This window comes from uncultured Streptococcus sp., from assembly GCF_963516515.1.
Lineage (GTDB): Bacteria > Bacillota > Bacilli > Lactobacillales > Streptococcaceae > Streptococcus.
The window spans coordinates 1-19,834 of record NZ_CAUQCJ010000034.1; the positions used below are offsets into that span (position 1 = coordinate 1).

Below are 19,834 nucleotides of genomic sequence, written 5' to 3' on the forward strand. Positions count from 1 at the left end.
TTGGATTTTTATACTCAATGAAAATCAAAGAGCAAACTAGGAAGCTAGCCGCAGGCTGTACTTGAGTACGGCAAGGCGAAGCTGACGTGGTTTGAATTTGATTTTCGAAGAGTATTAGTCGCGGGTAAATCCAGTTGCACCCGTACGAGCAATATTGCGAATACCGTATGGTCGAATGACTCGCAATAGAGCTTCACTCTTTTCAGCATTTCCTGTCATCTGAATGGTAATCGAGCTTGGCGCTACGTCTACCACTGTTGCACGGAAAGGTTGAATAATGGCTAAAATCTCAGCTCGCTTCTCAGCTGGCGCTGACATCTTAACCAAAATCACCTCGCGCTCCAAATGAGGCTTGTCTGTAATATCTCGAATGCGAATCACATCAATTTGACGATTGAGCTGCTTGATGATTTGCTCCACTTCATCATGTGAAGCTACATCAATAATTATAGTGATGCGCGATACATTCGGATCTTCTGTTGCTCCAACAGAGATGCTTTCGATATTAACCTGACGGCGAGACAGGACACCGGTAAAGCGATTGAGGACTCCTGAACGATTTTGTAGTTTTGCTGTTAACATTCTACGCATGGAACTTCACCCCCAACATCTCATGATTACTCTTACCAGCTGGTACCATTGGTAACACCTGTTCCTTACGAGAAATATCTACCTCGATTAGCATAGGAACATCCTCAGTGATGACTTCAAGGTCTTGAGCCAAGGTCTCAGGATTGTCAAACTTATAGTTTTTAATACCGTAAGCTTGTGCCATCAATTGGAAATCAGGAAGGGTATCAAAGACTGACTCAGATGTTCTACCTTCATAGAAGGATTCCTGCCACTGACGGACCATTCCAAGTGAGTGGTTGTTCAGCATAACCACCTTGATTGGCACCTTGTAAATGTTCAAAATAGCCAATTCCTGGTTAGTCATTTGGAAACCACCATCCCCAACAAACAAGACTACTTCCTTATCTGGGTTGGCAATTTTAGCACCGATTGCTGCTGGAATTCCGAATCCCATTGTTCCTAAACCACCTGAAGTCACTAACTGACGCTCATTTTGGTATGGATAATACTGGGCTGTCCACATTTGGTGTTGACCAACGTCTGTTACCACAATGGCATCACCGTTCGTCAATTCACCAATGCGTTCAATAACGGCTTGCGGTTGAACCACACGTTCTTTCTTGTCATAAGAACGAACACGGTTCTTGTCTTTAGTAACTTTCTCAATCCATTTTTCAGTATTGTTATGAACTGTTGGTTCGGCCAGCAACATTTGCAAGGCTTTCTTAGCATCTCCAACTACAGGAATATCTGCACTGATAATCTTGCCAATCTCAGCTGGGTCAATATCAATGTGAGCAACCTTGGCATTCTTAGCGAAGGTCTTAGGATTCCCTGTCAAGCGGTCATCGAAACGGCAACCAATACTAATCATAAAGTCAGCTTCCGTCATGGCAATATTAGCTGCGAACGACCCGTGCATACCTCCCATTCCAAGAAAGAGCGGATGAGTTGTTGCAATCGTGCCTTGCCCCAAAAGACTGGTTACCACTGGAATTTGATAGCGCTCTGCAAATTCATTTAGTTCCGCAGCTGCTTCAGCATAACTAATTCCGCCACCAGCTAGCAAGACTGGTTTTTTAGCCTTAGATAATTGCTTCAAGATTTTCTTAATTTGCATATCATTAGGCTCAAGAGTCGGCTGATAGCTTGGTAGGTTCACTTCTGGTGAATAAATGAAGTCTGTTTCTAAAGCAGATACGTCTTTAGGTAGGTCAATGACGACTGGCCCTGGACGGCCTGTAGTTGCGATATGGACAGCTTCCGTAATGATACGAGGAATATCAGCTGTCTCACGAACTTGGTAATTGTACTTAGTGATTGGCATGGTAATTCCCACGATGTCTGCCTCCTGAAAGGCATCCTTCCCAATCCCTGCTCGCGCCACCTGACCTGTAAAGACCAAAAGGGGAACGCTATCGCTCATGGCATCTGCAATCCCTGTAATGGCATTTGTTGCTCCTGGTCCACTAGTGACGACGGCAACACCCAACTTTCCAGTTGATTTGGCATAACCTTCAGCTTCATGCAAACAACCTTGCTCATGGCGTCCTAGAATGTGGCGAATGCCTTTAAAATTATATATCGCATCATAAAAAGGCAAGACCGCACCACCAGGATAACCAAAGATGGTATCAATTCCTAAATCACGAAGTGTTTCCAAAACTAGGTCCGACCCCGTCTTAGGAGATTCTAAACTGATTTTCTCCATTGTTCCCCTTTCTCTTCACTTAAAAATAACTTGTTACTATCATACCATTTTTTCAAGATTTTTCAAGAGAAAAGAAGAAATTTTCTGAATTTTCTATTTTAACGTTTATTTATGAATATTCTTTTTGTTTTTATTTAAAAGATAGCGATTTTATTATTCAAAAAGAAAGAAGAACTGATTTTTCAGTCCTTCATTCATCTTATTCCACACTAAATAGGTATGGGTAAACAGGTTGTTGGCCTTGGTGAATCTCAACTTCAACGTCTTCGAATTCTTCTGCGATTTCTTGAGCAATTTCATTTGCAAGTTCTTCGCTTCCGTCTTCACCGACATAGAAGGTTACGATTTCACTATCTTCATCCAACATATGTTTCAAGGTTTCTGTCAAGGTTTGGTGCATGTCAGGGTTTGACACGAGAATTTTCCCATCGACCATACCAAGATTATCATTTTCATGGATTTCTAAGCCATCAATGGTTGTATCACGCACAGCTGTTGTGACGCTTCCGCTAACGACATCGCTAAGAGCTACAGTCATACGCTCTTGGTTTTCTTCGATAGACTTGCTTGGATCAAAGGCAAGAAGACTTGTCAAACCTTGAGGAAGAGTACGAGCCTCTACCACTACTGCTGGTTGCTCCAAAACTTCTGCTGCAGATTGAGCTGCCATGAAGATGTTTTTGTTGTTTGGCAGGAAGATGATGTTACGAGCGTTGACCTGTTCAACAGCCTTGATAAAGTCTTCTGTTGAAGGGTTCATGGTTTGACCGCCTTCGATAACATAATCCACACCTTGAGAACGGAAGATATCTGCTAGACCTTTACCAGCCACCACAGCAATCAAAGCATACTCTTTTTCTTCAGCTGGCTTGCTAACTTGGGCAGCTTCTTTTTCAACCTGTGCTTCGTGTTGGTTACGCATATTGTCAACTTTTACCTTGACCAAGCTACCATATTTGAGACCTTCTTGCATAACAAGTCCTGGATCTTCTGTATGGACATGGACTTTGACAATTTCATCATCATTGACAACAAGGAGAGAATCCCCGAGTTCATTCAAGTAGTTACGGAATTCGTCGTAGTCAAAATCTTTGGCATAGGTTGGGCCTTGCTTAAGAGCTACCATGATTTCAGTACAGTAACCAAAGGTGATGTCCTCAGTCGCTACGTGACCAGCTACAGACTTGTGGTGCTCTGCATTGATCATCTCACTCATGTTAGCAGGAGTGGCTACAAAGTCCTCAGATGCAATATATTCGCCAGTAAGGGCTGAAAGGAAACCTTCGTAGATGAAGACCAGTCCTTGACCACCTGAATCCACAACGCCAACTTCCTTCAAGACTGGAAGCATATCTGGCGTTTTAGCTAGAGCGGTTTTAGCACCTTCTAAGGCTGCACGCATGACTTCAACAGCGTCATCTGTCTGCTCAGCTTTTTTCTTAGCACCGATAGCAGCCCCACGAGAAACTGTCAAAATCGTTCCTTCAACTGGCTTCATCACTGCCTTGTAGGCAACTTCCACACCTGATTGGAAGGCAAGAGCCAAGTCTTGACCTGTTAACTCGTCTTTATCCTTGATGGCTTGTGAAAATCCACGGAAAAGCTGAGACGTAATAACGCCTGAGTTTCCACGCGCACCCATCAAAAGACCTTTGGCAAGAATGCTCGCCACCTCTCCAACAGTAGAAGCTGGCTTGTCTGCAACTTCTTTAGCACCATTTTCAATGGTCATTCCCATGTTTGTTCCAGTATCTCCATCTGGAACTGGAAAGACGTTTAATGAATTGACATATTCAGCTTGCTTATTCAAGCGAGTTGATGCAGCCTGCACCATTTCTTGAAATAAGCTAGTAGTAATTTTTGACACGGTTATTCTCCTACAACTTTGATATTTTGAATGTAGACATTTACAGTCTGAGCAGTAATTCCAAGCTGGTTTTCCAAACTAAAACGAACACGCTCTTGAATGTTTTTCGACACTTCGCTAATCTTTGTTCCGTAGCTCAACACGGTATATACATCAACTGCAATACTGCCATCTTCGGCCGATTTTACGACGACACCTTTGGAATAGTTTTCCTTACCTAGAAGGGCTTGGAAATTATCTTTGAGGGCATTTTTACTAGCCATACCGACCACACCAAAAATCTCAGTTGCTGCTCCACCTACGACGGTTGCAATCACTTCATCTGTTAGTTCGATTTGACCATCTTTTGTATTAATTTTTACAGTCATCCTTTTTACCTCAACTAGTTGATACTCTATTTTATCATATTTCAGCCCAAGTGTAAAAGCAGAATACTGTATCGGCGGATATTTACTCCGTTTTCAAATAATTTTATACCCACAACAAAAGAAAAAAGACCCTAAGGTCTCCTTACTTTTATTATTAAACGCGTTCAACTTTACCTGATTTCAAAGCACGAGCTGAAGCCCAAACTTTTTTAGGTTTACCATCGATAAGAACAGTAACTTTTTGAAGGTTTGGTTTTACGGCACGTTTTGTTTGGTTCATCGCGTGTGAACGGTTGTTTCCTGATACAGTCTTACGACCTGTAAAGTAACATACTTTAGCCATTGTGTTTTCCTCCTATTAGATCTAATATAGCGGATGTGCTAGCACCACATACCGTACTATGTTATCACACTTTCTTCATTTTTGCAAGGGAATTGGAAGATTTTTTTATTTAACGTAGACAATTCCCAACTTCCCAAAGGCCACATCTCCACGGATAATCAAGGTTTTGCTGGTTGGGGCTAGAGAAGTATCTGCCTTGGCTACGCCACAGAAAGTTTCTACCTTTAAATCAACTCCCCAATGTTGAGGAACATAGATAACTGCATTCCCAAAACCGACTTCTATCTTCAAGGTTGCGCTATCTCCCAACATCTCTGCATTGTCATAATAAATCTTGGCATTGCCAAAACCAACTTCTACTTGATCCTCTACCAATTCTTGCTCTTGCTTGTAGAAAGTCCCAGTCCCAAAAGCGACTTCCTTATCTGTAAGAATGGTCTTTTTACCATCATACCACCATTTTTTCCCATTCCAAGTTCTGTTAGAATGAGTAAGTGCGTTGACACCCAGTACGATTAAAATACTAGCCCAGAATAGTGACTGATTTGGAATCGGTAAAATATCATAAAAGTGGTTAGCAATCATTAAGGCTACTAGAGCTGTAAAAGAGGCTGAAGTTAAGTGGCGACGCAACAAAGCTCCGACTGATTGGTAGGCAAAAAAAGCAATACCAATCAAGGGCCAAATTTGCCCCCCCAGAGAAGGGATTCCAAAATTCCCCTGCAATAATACTAAAGCCGCCAAAACAAGCAATACAATACCAAATGCTTTCTTTTTCATCTTCTTACCTCATGTTTCTTAGATTTTCTTTTAGGAGGGATTGGTAATGTCGTGAGACATGAACCTCCTTATGGGTCTGATAAAAGGAAATGGTGCCCGTTCCTGAAAAGGACTTGTCCACCGAATAGATTTGCCGAATATTAGCGATAGTTGACTTGGATACCCGACTAAAATAGCGAGGAAGGATAGACTCTAACTCATAGAGTTTGAGCCGAACTTCGTAGGCATCTTTATGGGTATGGGCATAAATCTTGCTACCTTCCGTCTCAAAGAAGAGAATTTCCGACAAGTCCAGATAATATTCACCCGTCCCCTTGTAAAAAATCAACCGAGGAGACTTGGACTCTTGCAAGAGCCGCTGTAAATCCGCAATCTCATCTGTCAAAGCCGCTGCCTTGATGATAATTTCAGTTTCCTCTAAATTGCTGTCAATTTCGATTCGTAACTTCATTCCATCTCCTTTCTGACTCTACTATATCAAAGCTAAAATAAGAAAACAAGAGCAAAAAAGCAAGTGGTTACTTTAGGTACGTAAGTGGTTGTAAGGCTACCCTAACTTACAGGTCAACATAGAAAGAAAATCACACCCCACGCAAGACCACAAATATAACCAACTACTACATCCTTGGGATAATGCACGCCACCTGAGAATCTCACGAGACCGAGGAGGGCTGACAAGACCAACAAGATAACCCCTACAGATAAACTAGCATGTAAGCAAGCCATGGAGATAATGGTTGCTGAAAAGACATGACGACTAGGCATAGACTGACCAGGACTATCTCTGTCAAGTAAGGGTTTAATATCCCATTCCTCATAAGGCCTAGGGGCATTGATTTTCTTACGAAGAAAGGACAAAATCACAAAACCTGACGCTGGAATAAACAAATAGATCCCGACCTGTTTACCAAGTCCTTGTTGGAGATAGGTAGTTGCTAACAAGGTTAGATAAATCATAGGCATAACTACTGTCATGAAGCGATTGAAAGCTCTTAACAAGCTCAGAAGAAAGGGCTGATTTTCAATATTACCAGCGATGTGGTCATACCATTCTTGATAATTTTTCATATATTTTCTCATACTTTTCTAGAACTTGTTGAGATGTTTTCCCCTTGGCAAGCCAATCTACTAATTTGTCCAAGCGACGTATTTCCTGCATCAGAGGAACATCAATTTCCTCAATACAGACACCGCAAATCTTCCCTGTAATCGCAATTCGTTCAGGAACATAATATGGTGCTTGTCGAAAAAAATCTCCATAGGTAACATCTCTATCCAGACAAGCGAGGATGTCACACACTTCATACCCTGTCAACCAACTGGTCACTTGGTGAACTGACTCTACCCTTCCACCCTTTCGCTCGACCTTTGCAACCAAGGCTAGATAGACCGCAGCAAATTTCATATTGTATAATTTCTGACTCATACTTCTCTCTTTCTATGTATTCTAGTATAAATAAGAAAAAGAAGGCCGTCAAGCCTTCTTTGGGTTTATTCTTCTACTTCGTCTTCTGTAAATTGACTGTTATAGAGATCAGCATAGAAGCCTCCTTGTGCCATCAGCTCATCATGATTGCCTTGCTCGATGATATTTCCATCTTTCATGACAAGAATCAAATCAGCATTTCGGATAGTTGACAAGCGGTGGGCGATGACAAAGGAAGTTCTTCCCTCCATCAATCGGTCCATGGCTTTCTGGATTAATTCTTCTGTACGGGTATCAACCGAAGAAGTCGCCTCATCTAGGATTAGGAGTGGCGCATCTTTTAGCAAAGCACGAGCAATGGTCAAGAGTTGTTTTTGCCCGATAGACAAGGTTACCGTATCGTCCAAGACGGTATCGTAACCATCTGGTAGGGTCATGATAAAGTGGTGAATTCCCACAGCCTTGCTGGCTTCAATCACACGCTCATCACTAATTCCCTCCTGGTTATAGATAAGATTGTCGCGAATAGTTCCTTCAAAGAGCCAAGTGTCCTGCAAGACCATTGAAAAGGCATCGTGTACTTCCGAACGCTTCATCTCCTTGGTATCCACACCATCAATGCGGATACTTCCCTTATCAATCTCATAGAACTTCATCAAAAGATTGACAATGGTTGTCTTACCAGCTCCGGTCGGTCCGACAATGGCAACCTTTTGACCTGCATGAGCGGTCGCAGAAAAGTCATGAATAATGGTTCGCTCTGGTGTGTAACCAAAGGAAACTCGATCAAAGACCACTTGACCTTTCATATCACTCAGTTGTCTTTCTTTATGAGATTCATCTTCCATTTCCTCTTCAGCTAAAAATTCAAAGACACGTCCCATGGCTGCGCTAGCCTGCTGCAAACTAGTAATCCCTTGAGCAATTTGCGAAAGGGGCTGAGAAAAGATACGCACGTAAGCCATAAAGGCAACGATAATCCCGATACTAATCTGCCCATTTAAGGCTAAGGCTGCACCGACGATAATCACTAGAGCATAGCTAAAGTTCCCAATAAACATCATAATCGGCATCATAATCCCAGAAATAAATTGAGATTTCCAGATACTATCATATAGACGATGGTTTAATGTCGCAAATTCTTCTTTCGTACTCTCGATAGCATTGTAACTAGTCACCACATTATGGCCAGAGTACATTTCCTCCACATAACCATTTACAGCCGCCAAATCCTGTTGCTGACTCTTAAAGAAGCCCTGCGATTTGCCCATAAAGATGGACACGAAAGCAAAACCGATAAGGGTTGAAACAACCGTCACTAAGGCTAAAATCCAGTTCATTCCAAACATGGTTACCAAGACTGCCACGACCAGTAAAGTGGATGAAAGAACCGTTCCCAGACTTTGATTGAGGGACTGGGCTGCAGTGTCAACATCATTAGTCACACGAGACAAGGTATCTCCTTGAGAATGTCCATCAAAATACCCTAATGGAAGACGATTAATTTTCTCTGCAATCGCTCTTCTCAAACGTTCTGAAAAACGTTGAATAGCTGTTGTAAACAGAAAAGCCTGCAAATAATTTGATAGGAGTCCAATCACATAGATAACGGCCAAAAAACCACCAATGGCTGCAACCGCAGCGACATCCACACTTGTTTCTAGACCACTGGCAATAATATTGGTCATTTCCTTGATACGAGTTGGACCATATACAGTAATGATATTGGATAAGATTGTTGCTAGAAAGGCGATCAGAAGGGCAAACTGGAGACCTGCAAGGTAGGGTTTACTCTGTTGCCAGAGCGACAGTTTTTTATTTTCCATGTTCCAATTCCTCCTTCGATAATTGTGAATAGGCAATTTCTTGGTAAACTTCGTTATTAGCTAGAAGTTCCTTGTGGGTGCCTTGTCCCACGACTTTACCTTGATCCAAGACCAAAATCAAATCTGCATCCATAATCGTTGAAATACGCTGTGCGACGATAAGCTTGGTCATAGACTTGGTTTTCTCTGCTAGCTCTTGGCGTAGGACACGGTCTGTCTTGTAGTCCAAGGCTGAGAAGGAGTCATCAAAGATGAGGAGTTCTGGCTTCCGAGCCAAGGCACGTGCAATGGCCAGACGCTGTCTTTGTCCACCTGAGAAGTTGGTTCCTCCTTGGGCTACTTCTGACTCTAAGCCCGCTTCCTTGTCTTCTATAAAGTTCTTAGACTGGGCCAATTCCAAGGCTTGCCACATAGCCTCCTCACTAAGCGGTGTTTCTTGACTGCGTCCAAAGTCTAGATTGCTCTTGACATCCCCAGAAAAGAGTACAGCTTTTTGTGGAATATAACCAACCTTATTACGCAAATCTTCCAAACCGTAATCTTGAACATTAACTCCGTCCACTAGAATTTCTCCTGATGATACATCGTAAAAGCGTGGAATTAGATTGACTAGAGTTGATTTACCTGAACCTGTTGATCCTATAAAGGCCACTGTTTGACCAGCTTCTGCTTTAAAGCTAACATGTTCAACAACCGCCTCCGAATTTGCCGCATAGCGGAAAGTCACATCCTTAAATTCGACCTGACCTTTAAGATTTTCATCAGCCAACTGCACTTGAGCAGGATTTTGGATAGAAGAATGCAAATCTAGAACCTGATTAATCCGCTTAGCAGAGACCATAGTTCGGGGAAGAACGATGAAGAGCGCCCCCATGAGAAGGAAGCCCATAACAACCTGCATGGCATAAGACATGAAAACAACCATGTCACTAAAGAGAGGCAGACGCGCTGTCGGAGCAGCATCGTTGATCACATAGGCCCCAATCCAATAAATTGCCACACTCAAACCACTTGAAATCCCCATCATGATGGGATTCAAAATAGCCATAAGACGGTTTACAAACAAATTCAAACGGGTCAATTCATCATTTGCTGCTGCAAATTTTTCATCTTGGTACTTTTCAGCATTGTAGGCACGAACAACGCGAATACCTGTTAAACTCTCACGAGTGATACTATTCAGTTTATCAGTCAGACTTTGAATCAAGGACTGTTTTGGAAAGGCTAGCGTCATCAAAACGGTTGTCATCAAAACATTGACAATCACTGCCACAAGAACCGCCCAGAGCCAGTATTCTGAATGACCTAAAATCTTCCCGATAGCCCAGATGGCCATAATCGGACCACGCGTCACCACTTGCAAGCCCATGGTAATCAACATCTGAACTTGGGTAATATCATTAGTGGTACGCGTTAAGAGACTAGGAATAGAGAATTTCTTAATCTCTATCTGCGAGTAATCCAAAACTCGGTTAAAAATATCACTTCTCAGCCTACTAGTGTAAGAAGCAGCCACTCTGGATGCAAAAAATCCAACTGCGACTGCGGACAAGAAGGCAAAAAAGGACATTCCTACCATCATACCTGCAGGTAGCCATAACTCATCTAAATTGGTTCTTTGACTTCCTAGTAAATCCGTAATTTTCGAGATATAGGTCGGCACTTCTAACTCTAGATAGACCGAAAAGCAGGTAAAGAGAATGGCTAGTAAAATCATCCCCCATTCTTTTCTACTAATTCGTTTAGCTAATTTCTTCATTATCTCCTCCTATTCTCTTGATATTTTCCTGTAGTTGATTGAGGACTTTCTCAAAAATCAGTAATTCATCTTCATCAATGTCTGCCATCAACTGGTTATCAATGCGTTCAAAGAAGGCTTTAATCTGCTTCATTTGAGAACGCGATTTGTCCGTCAGACGAACAAACTTAGCCCGCTTATCGACAGGACTCGCCTCCAATTCCACCAAACCATTTTGCACCATACGCTTGACTAGATTACTCGCCACAGACTTGGTAATATTGAGTTCCTGCTCGATATCTTTAATCAAGACCAGTTTCTCTTTTTGTTCACACTGATCTAAAAAACGCAGAACCTGACCTTGAGGCCCACCCATAAATTCAATACCACAACGCTTGGCTTCCTTTTGCACCATCAGGTGAATCTGATGACCAAAACGCTTAAAGACCAACATCGGTTTATCCATACTGATTCCTTTCAAATCATTATATTTAGTTCTCCTGGGAACTAATTAAGTTTTTATGAGAACTATTTTACCACTTTGAAAAGAGATGTCAAGAAAAAAGTTTTCTAGAGAACTATTTTCTTGATTAAAAAAATCCCAAGTGAGCTTCTCACTTAGGATCATGTTCTCTAGGTTATACTTTTCGAAAATCAAATTCAAACCACGTCAGCTTCGCCTTGCCGTACTCAAGTACTGTCTGTGGCTAGCTTCCTAGTTTGCTTTTTGATTTTCATTGAGTATTAAATTAGAATCCATCTACGTTTGTGTAGATTTTTTGGACGTCTTCGTCGTCTTCAAGAACGCTGTAAAGTTTTTCAAAGGTTTCAAGGTCATCGCCTGACAATTCCACTTCTGACTGAGGAATCATTTCCAATTCAGTCACTTGGAATTCTTCGACACCTGACTCACGGAGGGCAACGATAGCCTTATGAAGGTCAGTTGGAGCTGTGTAAACTGTGATTGTACCTTCTTCTGCTTCTACATCATCCACATCCACATCTGCTTCTAGCAATTGCTCAAAGACTGCGTCCGCATCTTCACCTGCAAATACAATAACACCTTTGTTGTCAAAGAGGTAAGAAACAGAACCTGAAGCGCCCATGTTTCCGCCGTTTTTACCAAAAGCCGCACGGACATTAGCCGCTGTACGGTTAACGTTTGAAGTCAAAGTATCCACGATCAGCATAGAACCATTTGGTCCAAAACCTTCGTAACGTCCTTCTGTAAAGGTTTCGTCTGTGTTTCCTTTAGCCTTGTCCAAAGCTTTATCGATAACGTGTTTTGGCACTTGGGCTTGTTTAGCACGGTCGATAACGAATTTCAAAGCTGAGTTTGATTCTGGGTCTGGATCACCTTTTTTAGCTGCTACATAGATTTCTACACCAAATTTTGCATATACTTTAGAGTTAGCTCCATCTTTAGCCGTTTTCTTGGCTACGATATTGGCCCATTTACGTCCCATTAGGAATCTCCTTTTTTCACATTTTAATCTTTCTTATTATAACACAAGTTTTTTCGATTTTCACTAGAGGAAATGGATTTTATTCAGTAAATCAAGCTAGGATGACACTTTTGTTGCCAAGATAGCCTTGCCTTCTTTTATCAAGGGGTGACGGAAAAGCGAAAAGTACAGTTGGATGGTCATGGCAACCCAGATAAGGGGTTCACAAAGGATAACTCCCCTATAGCCCGCCCAAGGGATAATCAAGACTACAAAAGCGATTTTCCCGATTAGTTCTATAAAGCTAGAAACCAGCGGAAGGACTTTTTTCCCCAAACCCTGCAAACAATTGCGATAAATCAACAAGAGACTCAAAATAGGATAAAAGGCTGAGCTGATTTGCAGATAGAGACTACCATTTTCTACCAGGTATCCATCCGTCGAACTGGCCAAGAAGGAAACCAAGGTGGGACTGGCAAAAAAGAGGAAGACACAAACAAAAACTGCCCAGGACATGCTTAAACGACTGCCGATTCGAAGGCCTTGAACAATGCGGTTTGGTCGCTTGGCACCAAGATTCTGCGAAGCAAAGGTCGTCATCGAGGCAGAAATAGCGGTCATAGGAAGAAGGGCAAAGGCCATAATGCGTCGAGCCGCCGTCTGGGCACTGATAATTACGGCACCAAAGGTATTAACAGAAGACTGTAAAATCACACTACCGATGGACACAATGGAACTCATCAAGCCCATAGCCAAACCTTGCTCCAAGAGATCAGCGTATAAGGCCTTATTCCATTTGAAATGCTTAAACTGAGGCAAAAGTTCTGGCACCCTCTTACGAATATAGTAAAAGCAGAGAACCGCTGATAAGCCTTGCGAAATAATAGTAGCAAGGCCCGCAGATTGGACTCCCAGATGCAGTTGCGTAATGAAATAGAGATCCAGAACCACATTGACCAAGGCAGAGAAAATCAGAAAGCCAAGGGCTGCTAGACTGTCCCCAATAGACCGCAACAAACCTGCAAAGAGGTTATAGGCAAAGCTGACACCAACACAGGTCACAATCATAGAAATATATTGATAGGACTGAGGGAGGATTTCAGCAGGGGTATCTAGGTATTGCAAGAGAGGATACAAACCAAGAAAGCCCAGCAACATAATCACAACACTCAAAAGAGCACCTAAAATCCAGGTGGCTGCTACCGCTTCCTTGATTTTAGTAAAATTTCGAGCCCCATAATAACGGGCAATGACAATCCCCATCCCATTACCAACACCAAGTGTAAAGCCTATAATCAAGTCAAAAATGGCAGTTGTTGCCCCAACCGCAGCCAAAGAATCTTGTCCAAGAAAACGTCCAACAATCAAGACATCAGCAGTGTTATAGAGCTGTTGGAAAATATTGGACAGCAAGATTGGAAAGGCAAAACTCACAAGCGAGGGAAGAATAGGACCATGTATCAGGTCCACTGTTCGTTTTTTATTCATAAGGCTATTATATCAGCTTTCTAGAGGAGCGACAAGAAACAGCAAACTATGCGTGAGCTGAAAACCAGAAAAAGACAACGAAAAAGCAGCGGATTTCCTCCACTGCTTTAACAGCTTATTCTTCAATTTCGATTTCAAGTTCGTCGCCTAGGTCAAGTGTGACTTCTTCATTCACAGAATCTGCTTGAACTGCTTCATCTTTTGTAGTTTCAACACCTTCTGCAGAAGCTTCTTCTCCATCAATCAAACCAAATTGAACACGGACTTGATGGTCAATTTCATCAAAGATTTCTGGGTGATCTGCCAAATATTTCTTAGCATTTTCAGAACCTTGCCCGATTTTCTCATCCTTGTAAGAATACCAAGCTCCTGCTTTTTTGATGATATCCAAATCGCTTGCAATCTTCAAAAGCTCACCGGTCTTAGAAATCCCTTCTCCGTACATGATTTCAACGAAGGCTTCCTTAAATGGTGGAGCTACCTTGTTTTTCACGACCTTGATTTTAGTTTCTTTACCGACATTGGTATCTTTTTGGTCACCAGTTCCCTTGATTTGTGTGCTTCCACGAACATCCAAACGCACTGATGCGTAGAATTTCAGAGCACGTCCACCAGGAGTTGTTTCTGGATTTCCAAACATGACCCCAACTTTTTCACGCAATTGGTTGATAAAGATGGCAATTGTTTTGGTTTTATTGATAGAAGCACCAAGTTTACGCATGGCCTGACTCATCATACGAGCCTGCAAACCAACGTGGCTATCTCCGATATCTCCATCAATTTCCGCACGAGGTACAAGGGCAGCAACTGAGTCGACCACGACAAGATCTACAGCACCTGAGTCAATCAATTTTCCTGCAATCTCAAGACCTTGCTCTCCTGAGTCTGGTTGAGACAAGAGTAATTCGTCAATGTTGACCCCAAGAGCCGCAGCATAAGCTGGATCAAGGGCATGCTCCGCATCGATAAAGGCTGCAATCCCACCTTCTTTTTGCGCTTGTGCAACTGCATGAAGGGCAACTGTTGTCTTACCAGATGACTCTGGTCCATAGATTTCGATGATACGTCCCTTAGGATAACCACCTGAACCAAGGGCAATATCAAGAGCCAAGGAACCTGAGCTCATCACTTGCACCTTTTGCTCGGCACGTTCACCCAAACGCATGATTGAACCTTTACCAAAGTCTTTCTCAATCAGTTTAAGAGCGTCATTCAAGGCTTTTTCACGTTCAGCCCCGAATTTTTTTGAAATTTCATCTAATTTTTTTGGTTTTTTCGCCATTCTATTCTCCTACATTCTAATGGTCCTCAGACCTATCTACTATTATATCAAAAGTTAGTCACTTAATAAAGCCTTGCGAACTAGGTTAAAGGCATGCATAACCGCAATGTGACGTACATCTGCTCGACTTCTGCCTCCAATATTTACCTTGATGACCTTAGTTCCATGCTCTTGCGCCAAGCCTATGTAAACTGTCCCAGCTGGGTGCCCTTCTAGGCTATCTGGTCCTGCTACTCCAGTCAAACTAAGGCCAAAATCAGACTGGGTCTTGATTCGTGCCTGCTCAGCCATCTTCTGAGCTGTAAATTCAGACACCACACCCTGTTCTTCCAAATCCTTGGCAGGAATATCCAACATCTTTGATTTTTCCTCCAAGCTATAGGTCACAAAACCACCCTTAAATATACCTGAAACTCCCGAAAAATCCGCTACCCTGGCTTGGAAAAGACCTGCCGTCAAACTCTCTGCAGCCGTGATGGTTTTCCCTTGTTTTTTCAGTTCTTCTACCACAATACTGGCCAAGCTGGACTCTTCCCCATAGCCATAACAAAGTTCTCGCAAAGAAAGGCCTTCAAAGGTCTGGCGATCTAAGATTTGATTTTCCAAAATATCCAGCGCTTGATTCGCTTCTTCTTGACTGCTAGCCTTTGTTGACAGGCGCAGGGTTACCTCTCCTGTCTTAGCATAAGGAGCCAAGGTCGGATCTGTTTGATTGTCAATTAAATCAGCCAAAATGGTCACCAACTGACTTTCGCCAATCCCAAAGAAACGAAGAACTCGGGAATACAGCTTGCTCCCTGTCATCAACTTGGGTAGAAGTTGGTTTAAGACCATGGGTTTCAATTCACTTGGTGGACCAGGAAGGACGACATAGGTCACTCCTTCGACTTCTAAGATTCCTCCCACAGCCAATCCTGTTTTGTTTGGTAGCGGAGTCGCTCCTTCTACAATTTGGGCTTGTCTTTCATTATTCGGTGTTCGGACATAGTCTGGTCTCTGGGCAAAAAAGACATCCAACTTCGCCTGTGCCTGAGAATCAAAAACTAATTCTTTCCCTAAGAATTTGGCTAGAGTTTGTTTGGTTAGGTCATCCTTTGTTGGTCCCAAACCACCTGTCAAAATCACCAAACTGCTACGTTGACTAGCAATCTCAAGCAAAGACAAGAGACGAACTTCATTGTCTCCTACAGCCGTCTGAAAATAAACGTCTACTCCAATTTCTGCTAGTTTTTCCGATAAAAACTGGGCATTGGTATTGACAATCTGTCCTGTCAAAATCTCTGTTCCAACAGCAATGATTTCTGCTTTCATGTTTCCTCCTACCTATCTATTCGTATTTTTTTGAAAAAATCGCAGGAAATTTCCCACGATTGATTTTTTATTTGTATCAAAAAACAAACTATTCTACTTCATTTGTTACAAAGACACCTTGTTGTTGATTATACCCATTATCAACAGGTACCCGTCCAAACAAATCTTCAAATAAGACAACATTTGTTTCAAGCTGAGTGACTTCTTCTTGTCCCAAAGAACGTCGCAATATATTCTGCATTTCCAACATATGCTCTCTAGAAACAATCTGGTAAGAAATACCTTGCAACATCTCTCCCTCACCCTTCAACTGTTGTGATTCAATGGTTTTAAATGAATCTTTATAACCCAACAAGTTCGGAATACTTTTTGCAGATAAATCAATATTAGTCTGCATATTGGTACTTAGAGCTTTTAAGATAGACTGATAGTGACTGACACTATCCAAACTAAGAACTTTTTCAACAACTTTTTGAATGACTTCACGCTGACGCTTCTGACGTCCGTAGTCTCCTTCTGGATCTTGATATCGCATGCGTGAATAAACAAGCGCTTCCTCTCCATTTATTTTCTGTTCTCCAACGCCAATAGAAATGGTGTTAAATTCTTCTTGGTCACTGATAGAAATCGGGAAACCTAGCGTGTTATTGACGGTAATGCCACCTACTGCATCGACTAATTGTTGCAATCCTTGCATGTTGACCATAATATAGCGATCGATATGGATATTCATCATCTGTTGAATCGTTGAGATAGCTAGTTCCGCACCACCACCAGCATAGGCAGCGTTTAACTTCGCTTCTTCAATACGACCATCTTTATGCTGAATTTTAGTCAGGATATCACGTTCCAAACTCAACATCATGGTTTTCTTTGTGTGAGGATTGACGGTCAGCAAAATCATACTGTCACTATTTCCAGCCCACTGATCCGTACGTTCCACATTCCCAGTATCAACTCCCATCAACAGAATGGTCATGGGTTCAGTTGCTTCGATAACCTTGGTTTCTTCCCCAATCTTTTTATAGGTTTTTGATAAGGTTTGTGTACCTTGCTGATAAATGGTATAAGCAAAGACACCCACACCCAAAACTGTCACAGCTAGAAAAGCTAGCACCATTCCAATAATTTTTTTAACCATATTTCTACTAATCTATCAGTTTACCCATCAAGTAAACATCGATAAATTTCCCTTCTTCTATATATGCTCCACGCTCTTGGCGACCTTCAATTACAAAGCCATGCTTTTGATAAAGATGAACTGCAGCTTGATTACGAGTTTGGACAGTCAGTTGGAGACGACGCAGAATGCCACTTGCTTGTGCCCACTCTATCGCTTCTTCTAGCAAAAAACTTCCCAATCCATTATTCCAATATCTTTTTCCAATCACAATGAAGAGATCTCCAATATGGCGAACTCTCTGGCGCTGGTCAGCCGTAATATTTACAATACCAGCAATTTTATCATTCAGTAAGGCCAGTAAAGTGATTTGATTTTCCGAGTGAGCCTGTTTATCCAAAAATAACTCCATCTCAGTATCTATCATCAAAATACCATCCCTGTCTAGACTGGTAAAGTCTGTTTCTACACTGACACGATTTAAAAATGATACTAAGGCAGCTGCATCTTTAGGCTCTGCTTCTCTAATGAGCAACTCATACTCCATGTTGAAGCTCCTCTAAGAGTTTTTCTGCACGCAAACCCTTGGCTTGGAAGTTTAATCTGCGACCGTCTTCTTCTTTTAGAATTTCCAATTCTAAATAAGTATCTGGTAAGGCATCACCTAAAAGATTCCCCCACTCAATAACAGTTACCCCGCCACCAAAGAGAAACTCATCCAAATCAATAGAATCAGCATCCCCCTCGATACGATAAACATCTAGGTGGTAAAGTGGAAGACGACCTTCATACTCTCTCACGATAGTATAAGTTGGACTCTTAATCATCTGAGAAATCTGTAATCCCTTAGCAAGGCCTTTTGTAAAGGTCGTTTTACCTGCACCCAGCTCTCCAGTTAAGATTAAAACATCATTCTTTTCTAATAGATGACCCAAGCGTTCCCCTAAGGCTTGTAGCTCTTCTTCATTTTTTGTGTACATACCTCTATTATACCAAAAAGTTATTCTTTGTCGAGATATTATCTGTGAAGTCCAGATTATGAATTATGAGACTTGGGCTGGTTCTTATTCTGATTTTAAAATAGGAACAGTAAAAAGAGAACTAATAATATATCTCTCATCAAGTGGCTATAAAATGAAACTTCCCAGCGAATGACTTTTGGCACCAACAATCCTAGAAAAAACATTCCCAAGGCAATATAAAATGTCATGGATAATATTGACCAAGGATTTTTGAGAACGATTAAAATAGCTAGTCCACTGATAAAACAGATTTGCTTTTTACCCAAAATCTTTTTCAATCCATATAGATACTTCTGAATCGGCAGAAAGACTAACAAATCAATACCGAATAAGAAAAAGAAACTCGGTAGAAAGACTTCCACAAACTCTTCACCAGTTGCCCCTCCCGTAAGAACATATTCTATGATAATTAAAGCTAAACCTAAAACATTTACCAATAGCAACAGAGTATACAAGAATTGTTTGCTATCTTCTTTAAAAACTGAATAATATTGATTTTTTTGTCCTTTATAGTAGTTTAGTCCTGCCCCAATACTCGCAAGTAGCAACATACCCACTAAATAATAAAAGCAGTTTTGATTTAACATCAAGGACCAAGTCGATAAACTTAAACAAGAACAGCCACCAAGTCCAAAAACCGTCAGCAATAACAAAACTTGAATTTGCTTTTTCATTCTTTCCATCATTTTCCCTCCCTTACTTGCTCTTATTATATGCTAGAAATCCTCACTTTTGCTAGAATATTTCTCAACTGTCAGTTTTCTACTCTAAAACGCAAAAAAAGTTTGATGCAAGTAACCCTTACATCAAACTTTTTGCTATTTTTCCTTAAACCAAAGAACAATTTCTCGCTTAGCTGACTCTTCTGAATCTGAACCATGTACAACATTTTGGATAACCTCATTTTCTCCAGCAGCTTTTGCAAAATCACCTCGAATAGTTCCTGGTAAAGCTTCTTCTGGACGAGTTGCCCCCATCATAGTCCGCCAAGTTTCGATTACTTTGGTACCTGAAATGACACCCACAAGAACTGGGCCTGAAGTCATGAATTCACGAATCGGTGGGTAAAAACTTTGACCAACCAAGTCCTGATAGTGCTGGTCAATTAACCCTTCTGAAACCTTTGTACGCAACTCCAATTTTTCGATTGTAAACCCACGTTGTTCGATGCGTTTCAACACTTCACCCACTAGCCCTCTTTTTACACCGTCTGGTTTAATAATAAAAAATGTTTGTTCCATACCCGTCTCCTTTGTCAGCTTCTTTCTTTTATTTTACCACATTTCATGGAAAAATGGAGAAAGTTTTCAGAAAAGAGAAAGAGAACCCTAAGGCTCTCTCATTCTCTTTTATTCTACTGTTTCTTCCACAGTTTCAACGGCAGTATCCACAACTGCTTCTGTTGTTTCTTCATTTCCTTCTTCCTCTACTGGAGGATTAAGGTATTCTTCTTCGTTGATAGCATGTGGTTCCAGGTTGCGGTAACGGGCCATACCAGTACCCGCTGGGATGATCTTACCGATGATAACATTTT

The 19,834-nt window shown here is 41.6% G+C and carries 22 protein-coding genes; all 22 read right to left on the reverse strand.

Going from position 1 to position 19,834, the window contains the following annotated elements; all coding sequences use genetic code 11:
* Window positions 1–114: 114 nt before the first annotated feature.
* Window positions 115–591 (reverse strand): acetolactate synthase small subunit, encoded by a 477-nt coding sequence (ilvN, locus tag RYL77_RS07140; RefSeq protein WP_001253803.1) that lies wholly within the window; start codon window positions 589–591, stop codon window positions 115–117.
* Window positions 584–2,284: an acetolactate synthase large subunit gene (locus tag RYL77_RS07145; protein WP_049539216.1), complete on the reverse strand. Its 1,701-nt coding sequence runs from the start codon at window positions 2,282–2,284 to the stop codon at window positions 584–586. Before RYL77_RS07145 ends, ilvN begins: the two co-directional genes overlap by 8 nt.
* Before the next feature lie 199 nt (window positions 2,285–2,483).
* Window positions 2,484–4,151, reverse strand: coding sequence for a DAK2 domain-containing protein (locus RYL77_RS07150; protein ID WP_084890965.1), 1,668 nt, complete (start codon window positions 4,149–4,151; stop codon window positions 2,484–2,486).
* A gap of 2 nt (window positions 4,152–4,153) precedes the next feature.
* Entirely contained in the window at window positions 4,154–4,519 is a 366-nt protein-coding gene (locus RYL77_RS07155) for an Asp23/Gls24 family envelope stress response protein (protein ID WP_315010777.1), read from the reverse strand.
* A 154-nt stretch (window positions 4,520–4,673) separates the two neighbouring features.
* Window positions 4,674–4,862, reverse strand: a complete 189-nt coding sequence (rpmB, locus tag RYL77_RS07160) for a 50S ribosomal protein L28 (protein WP_001140948.1) — start codon at window positions 4,860–4,862, stop codon at window positions 4,674–4,676.
* A 105-nt stretch (window positions 4,863–4,967) separates the two neighbouring features.
* Complete coding sequence (locus RYL77_RS07165) at window positions 4,968–5,642, reverse strand: LiaF transmembrane domain-containing protein (RefSeq protein WP_315010778.1); 675 nt, start codon at window positions 5,640–5,642, stop codon at window positions 4,968–4,970.
* 4 nt (window positions 5,643–5,646) lie between these two features.
* Complete coding sequence (locus tag RYL77_RS07170) at window positions 5,647–6,093, reverse strand: LytTR family DNA-binding domain-containing protein (RefSeq protein WP_315010779.1); 447 nt, start codon at window positions 6,091–6,093, stop codon at window positions 5,647–5,649.
* A 113-nt stretch (window positions 6,094–6,206) separates the two neighbouring features.
* Window positions 6,207–6,710 (reverse strand): phosphatase PAP2 family protein, encoded by a 504-nt coding sequence (locus RYL77_RS07175; protein WP_315010780.1) that lies wholly within the window; start codon window positions 6,708–6,710, stop codon window positions 6,207–6,209.
* Window positions 6,685–7,068, reverse strand: a complete 384-nt coding sequence (locus RYL77_RS07180) for a DUF2200 family protein (protein ID WP_315010781.1) — start codon at window positions 7,066–7,068, stop codon at window positions 6,685–6,687. The genes RYL77_RS07175 and RYL77_RS07180 overlap by 26 nt, the downstream gene beginning before the upstream one ends.
* Before the next feature lie 65 nt (window positions 7,069–7,133).
* The gene (locus tag RYL77_RS07185) at window positions 7,134–8,894 is read right to left on the reverse strand and encodes an ABC transporter ATP-binding protein (protein WP_315010782.1); all 1,761 of its coding nucleotides are present in this window, start codon (window positions 8,892–8,894) and stop codon (window positions 7,134–7,136) included.
* Window positions 8,884–10,653 carry an ABC transporter ATP-binding protein gene (locus tag RYL77_RS07190; protein ID WP_315010783.1) on the reverse strand — a complete coding sequence of 590 codons (1,770 nt, stop codon included), beginning with the start codon at window positions 10,651–10,653 and terminating at the stop codon, window positions 8,884–8,886. The genes RYL77_RS07185 and RYL77_RS07190 overlap by 11 nt, the downstream gene beginning before the upstream one ends.
* Window positions 10,637–11,098, reverse strand: a complete 462-nt coding sequence (locus tag RYL77_RS07195; RefSeq protein WP_315010784.1) for a MarR family winged helix-turn-helix transcriptional regulator — start codon at window positions 11,096–11,098, stop codon at window positions 10,637–10,639. Before RYL77_RS07195 ends, RYL77_RS07190 begins: the two co-directional genes overlap by 17 nt.
* A 283-nt stretch (window positions 11,099–11,381) precedes the next feature.
* Complete coding sequence (locus RYL77_RS07200; protein WP_000532883.1) at window positions 11,382–12,098, reverse strand: YebC/PmpR family DNA-binding transcriptional regulator; 717 nt, start codon at window positions 12,096–12,098, stop codon at window positions 11,382–11,384.
* A 96-nt stretch (window positions 12,099–12,194) separates the two neighbouring features.
* Entirely contained in the window at window positions 12,195–13,565 is a 1,371-nt protein-coding gene (locus RYL77_RS07205; RefSeq protein WP_315010785.1) for an MATE family efflux transporter, read from the reverse strand.
* 115 nt (window positions 13,566–13,680) lie between these two features.
* Window positions 13,681–14,847 carry a recombinase RecA gene (recA, locus tag RYL77_RS07210; protein ID WP_315010786.1) on the reverse strand — a complete coding sequence of 389 codons (1,167 nt, stop codon included), beginning with the start codon at window positions 14,845–14,847 and terminating at the stop codon, window positions 13,681–13,683.
* A gap of 54 nt (window positions 14,848–14,901) precedes the next feature.
* Window positions 14,902–16,158, reverse strand: a complete 1,257-nt coding sequence (locus RYL77_RS07215) for a competence/damage-inducible protein A (protein ID WP_315010787.1) — start codon at window positions 16,156–16,158, stop codon at window positions 14,902–14,904.
* An 88-nt stretch (window positions 16,159–16,246) separates the two neighbouring features.
* A complete protein-coding gene (gene brpA / locus RYL77_RS07220) occupies window positions 16,247–17,299 on the reverse strand; it encodes a biofilm formation/cell division transcriptional regulator BrpA (protein WP_315010788.1) in 1,053 nt (350 codons plus the stop codon).
* Between the two features lie 7 nt (window positions 17,300–17,306).
* Window positions 17,307–17,825 (reverse strand): GNAT family N-acetyltransferase, encoded by a 519-nt coding sequence (locus RYL77_RS07225; RefSeq protein ID WP_315010789.1) that lies wholly within the window; start codon window positions 17,823–17,825, stop codon window positions 17,307–17,309.
* The gene (gene tsaE, locus RYL77_RS07230; RefSeq protein ID WP_000288241.1) at window positions 17,815–18,258 is read right to left on the reverse strand and encodes a tRNA (adenosine(37)-N6)-threonylcarbamoyltransferase complex ATPase subunit type 1 TsaE; all 444 of its coding nucleotides are present in this window, start codon (window positions 18,256–18,258) and stop codon (window positions 17,815–17,817) included. The genes RYL77_RS07225 and tsaE overlap by 11 nt, the downstream gene beginning before the upstream one ends.
* Window positions 18,259–18,353: 95 nt before the next feature.
* A complete protein-coding gene (locus tag RYL77_RS07235; RefSeq protein ID WP_315010790.1) occupies window positions 18,354–18,986 on the reverse strand; it encodes a competence protein in 633 nt (210 codons plus the stop codon).
* 132 nt (window positions 18,987–19,118) lie between these two features.
* Window positions 19,119–19,541 (reverse strand): nucleoside-diphosphate kinase, encoded by a 423-nt coding sequence (gene ndk / locus RYL77_RS07240; RefSeq protein ID WP_315010791.1) that lies wholly within the window; start codon window positions 19,539–19,541, stop codon window positions 19,119–19,121.
* Window positions 19,542–19,649: 108 nt separating this feature from the next.
* Window positions 19,650–19,834: hypothetical protein (locus tag RYL77_RS07245; protein ID WP_315010792.1), on the reverse strand; the 185-nt coding region annotated here is incomplete at its 5' end.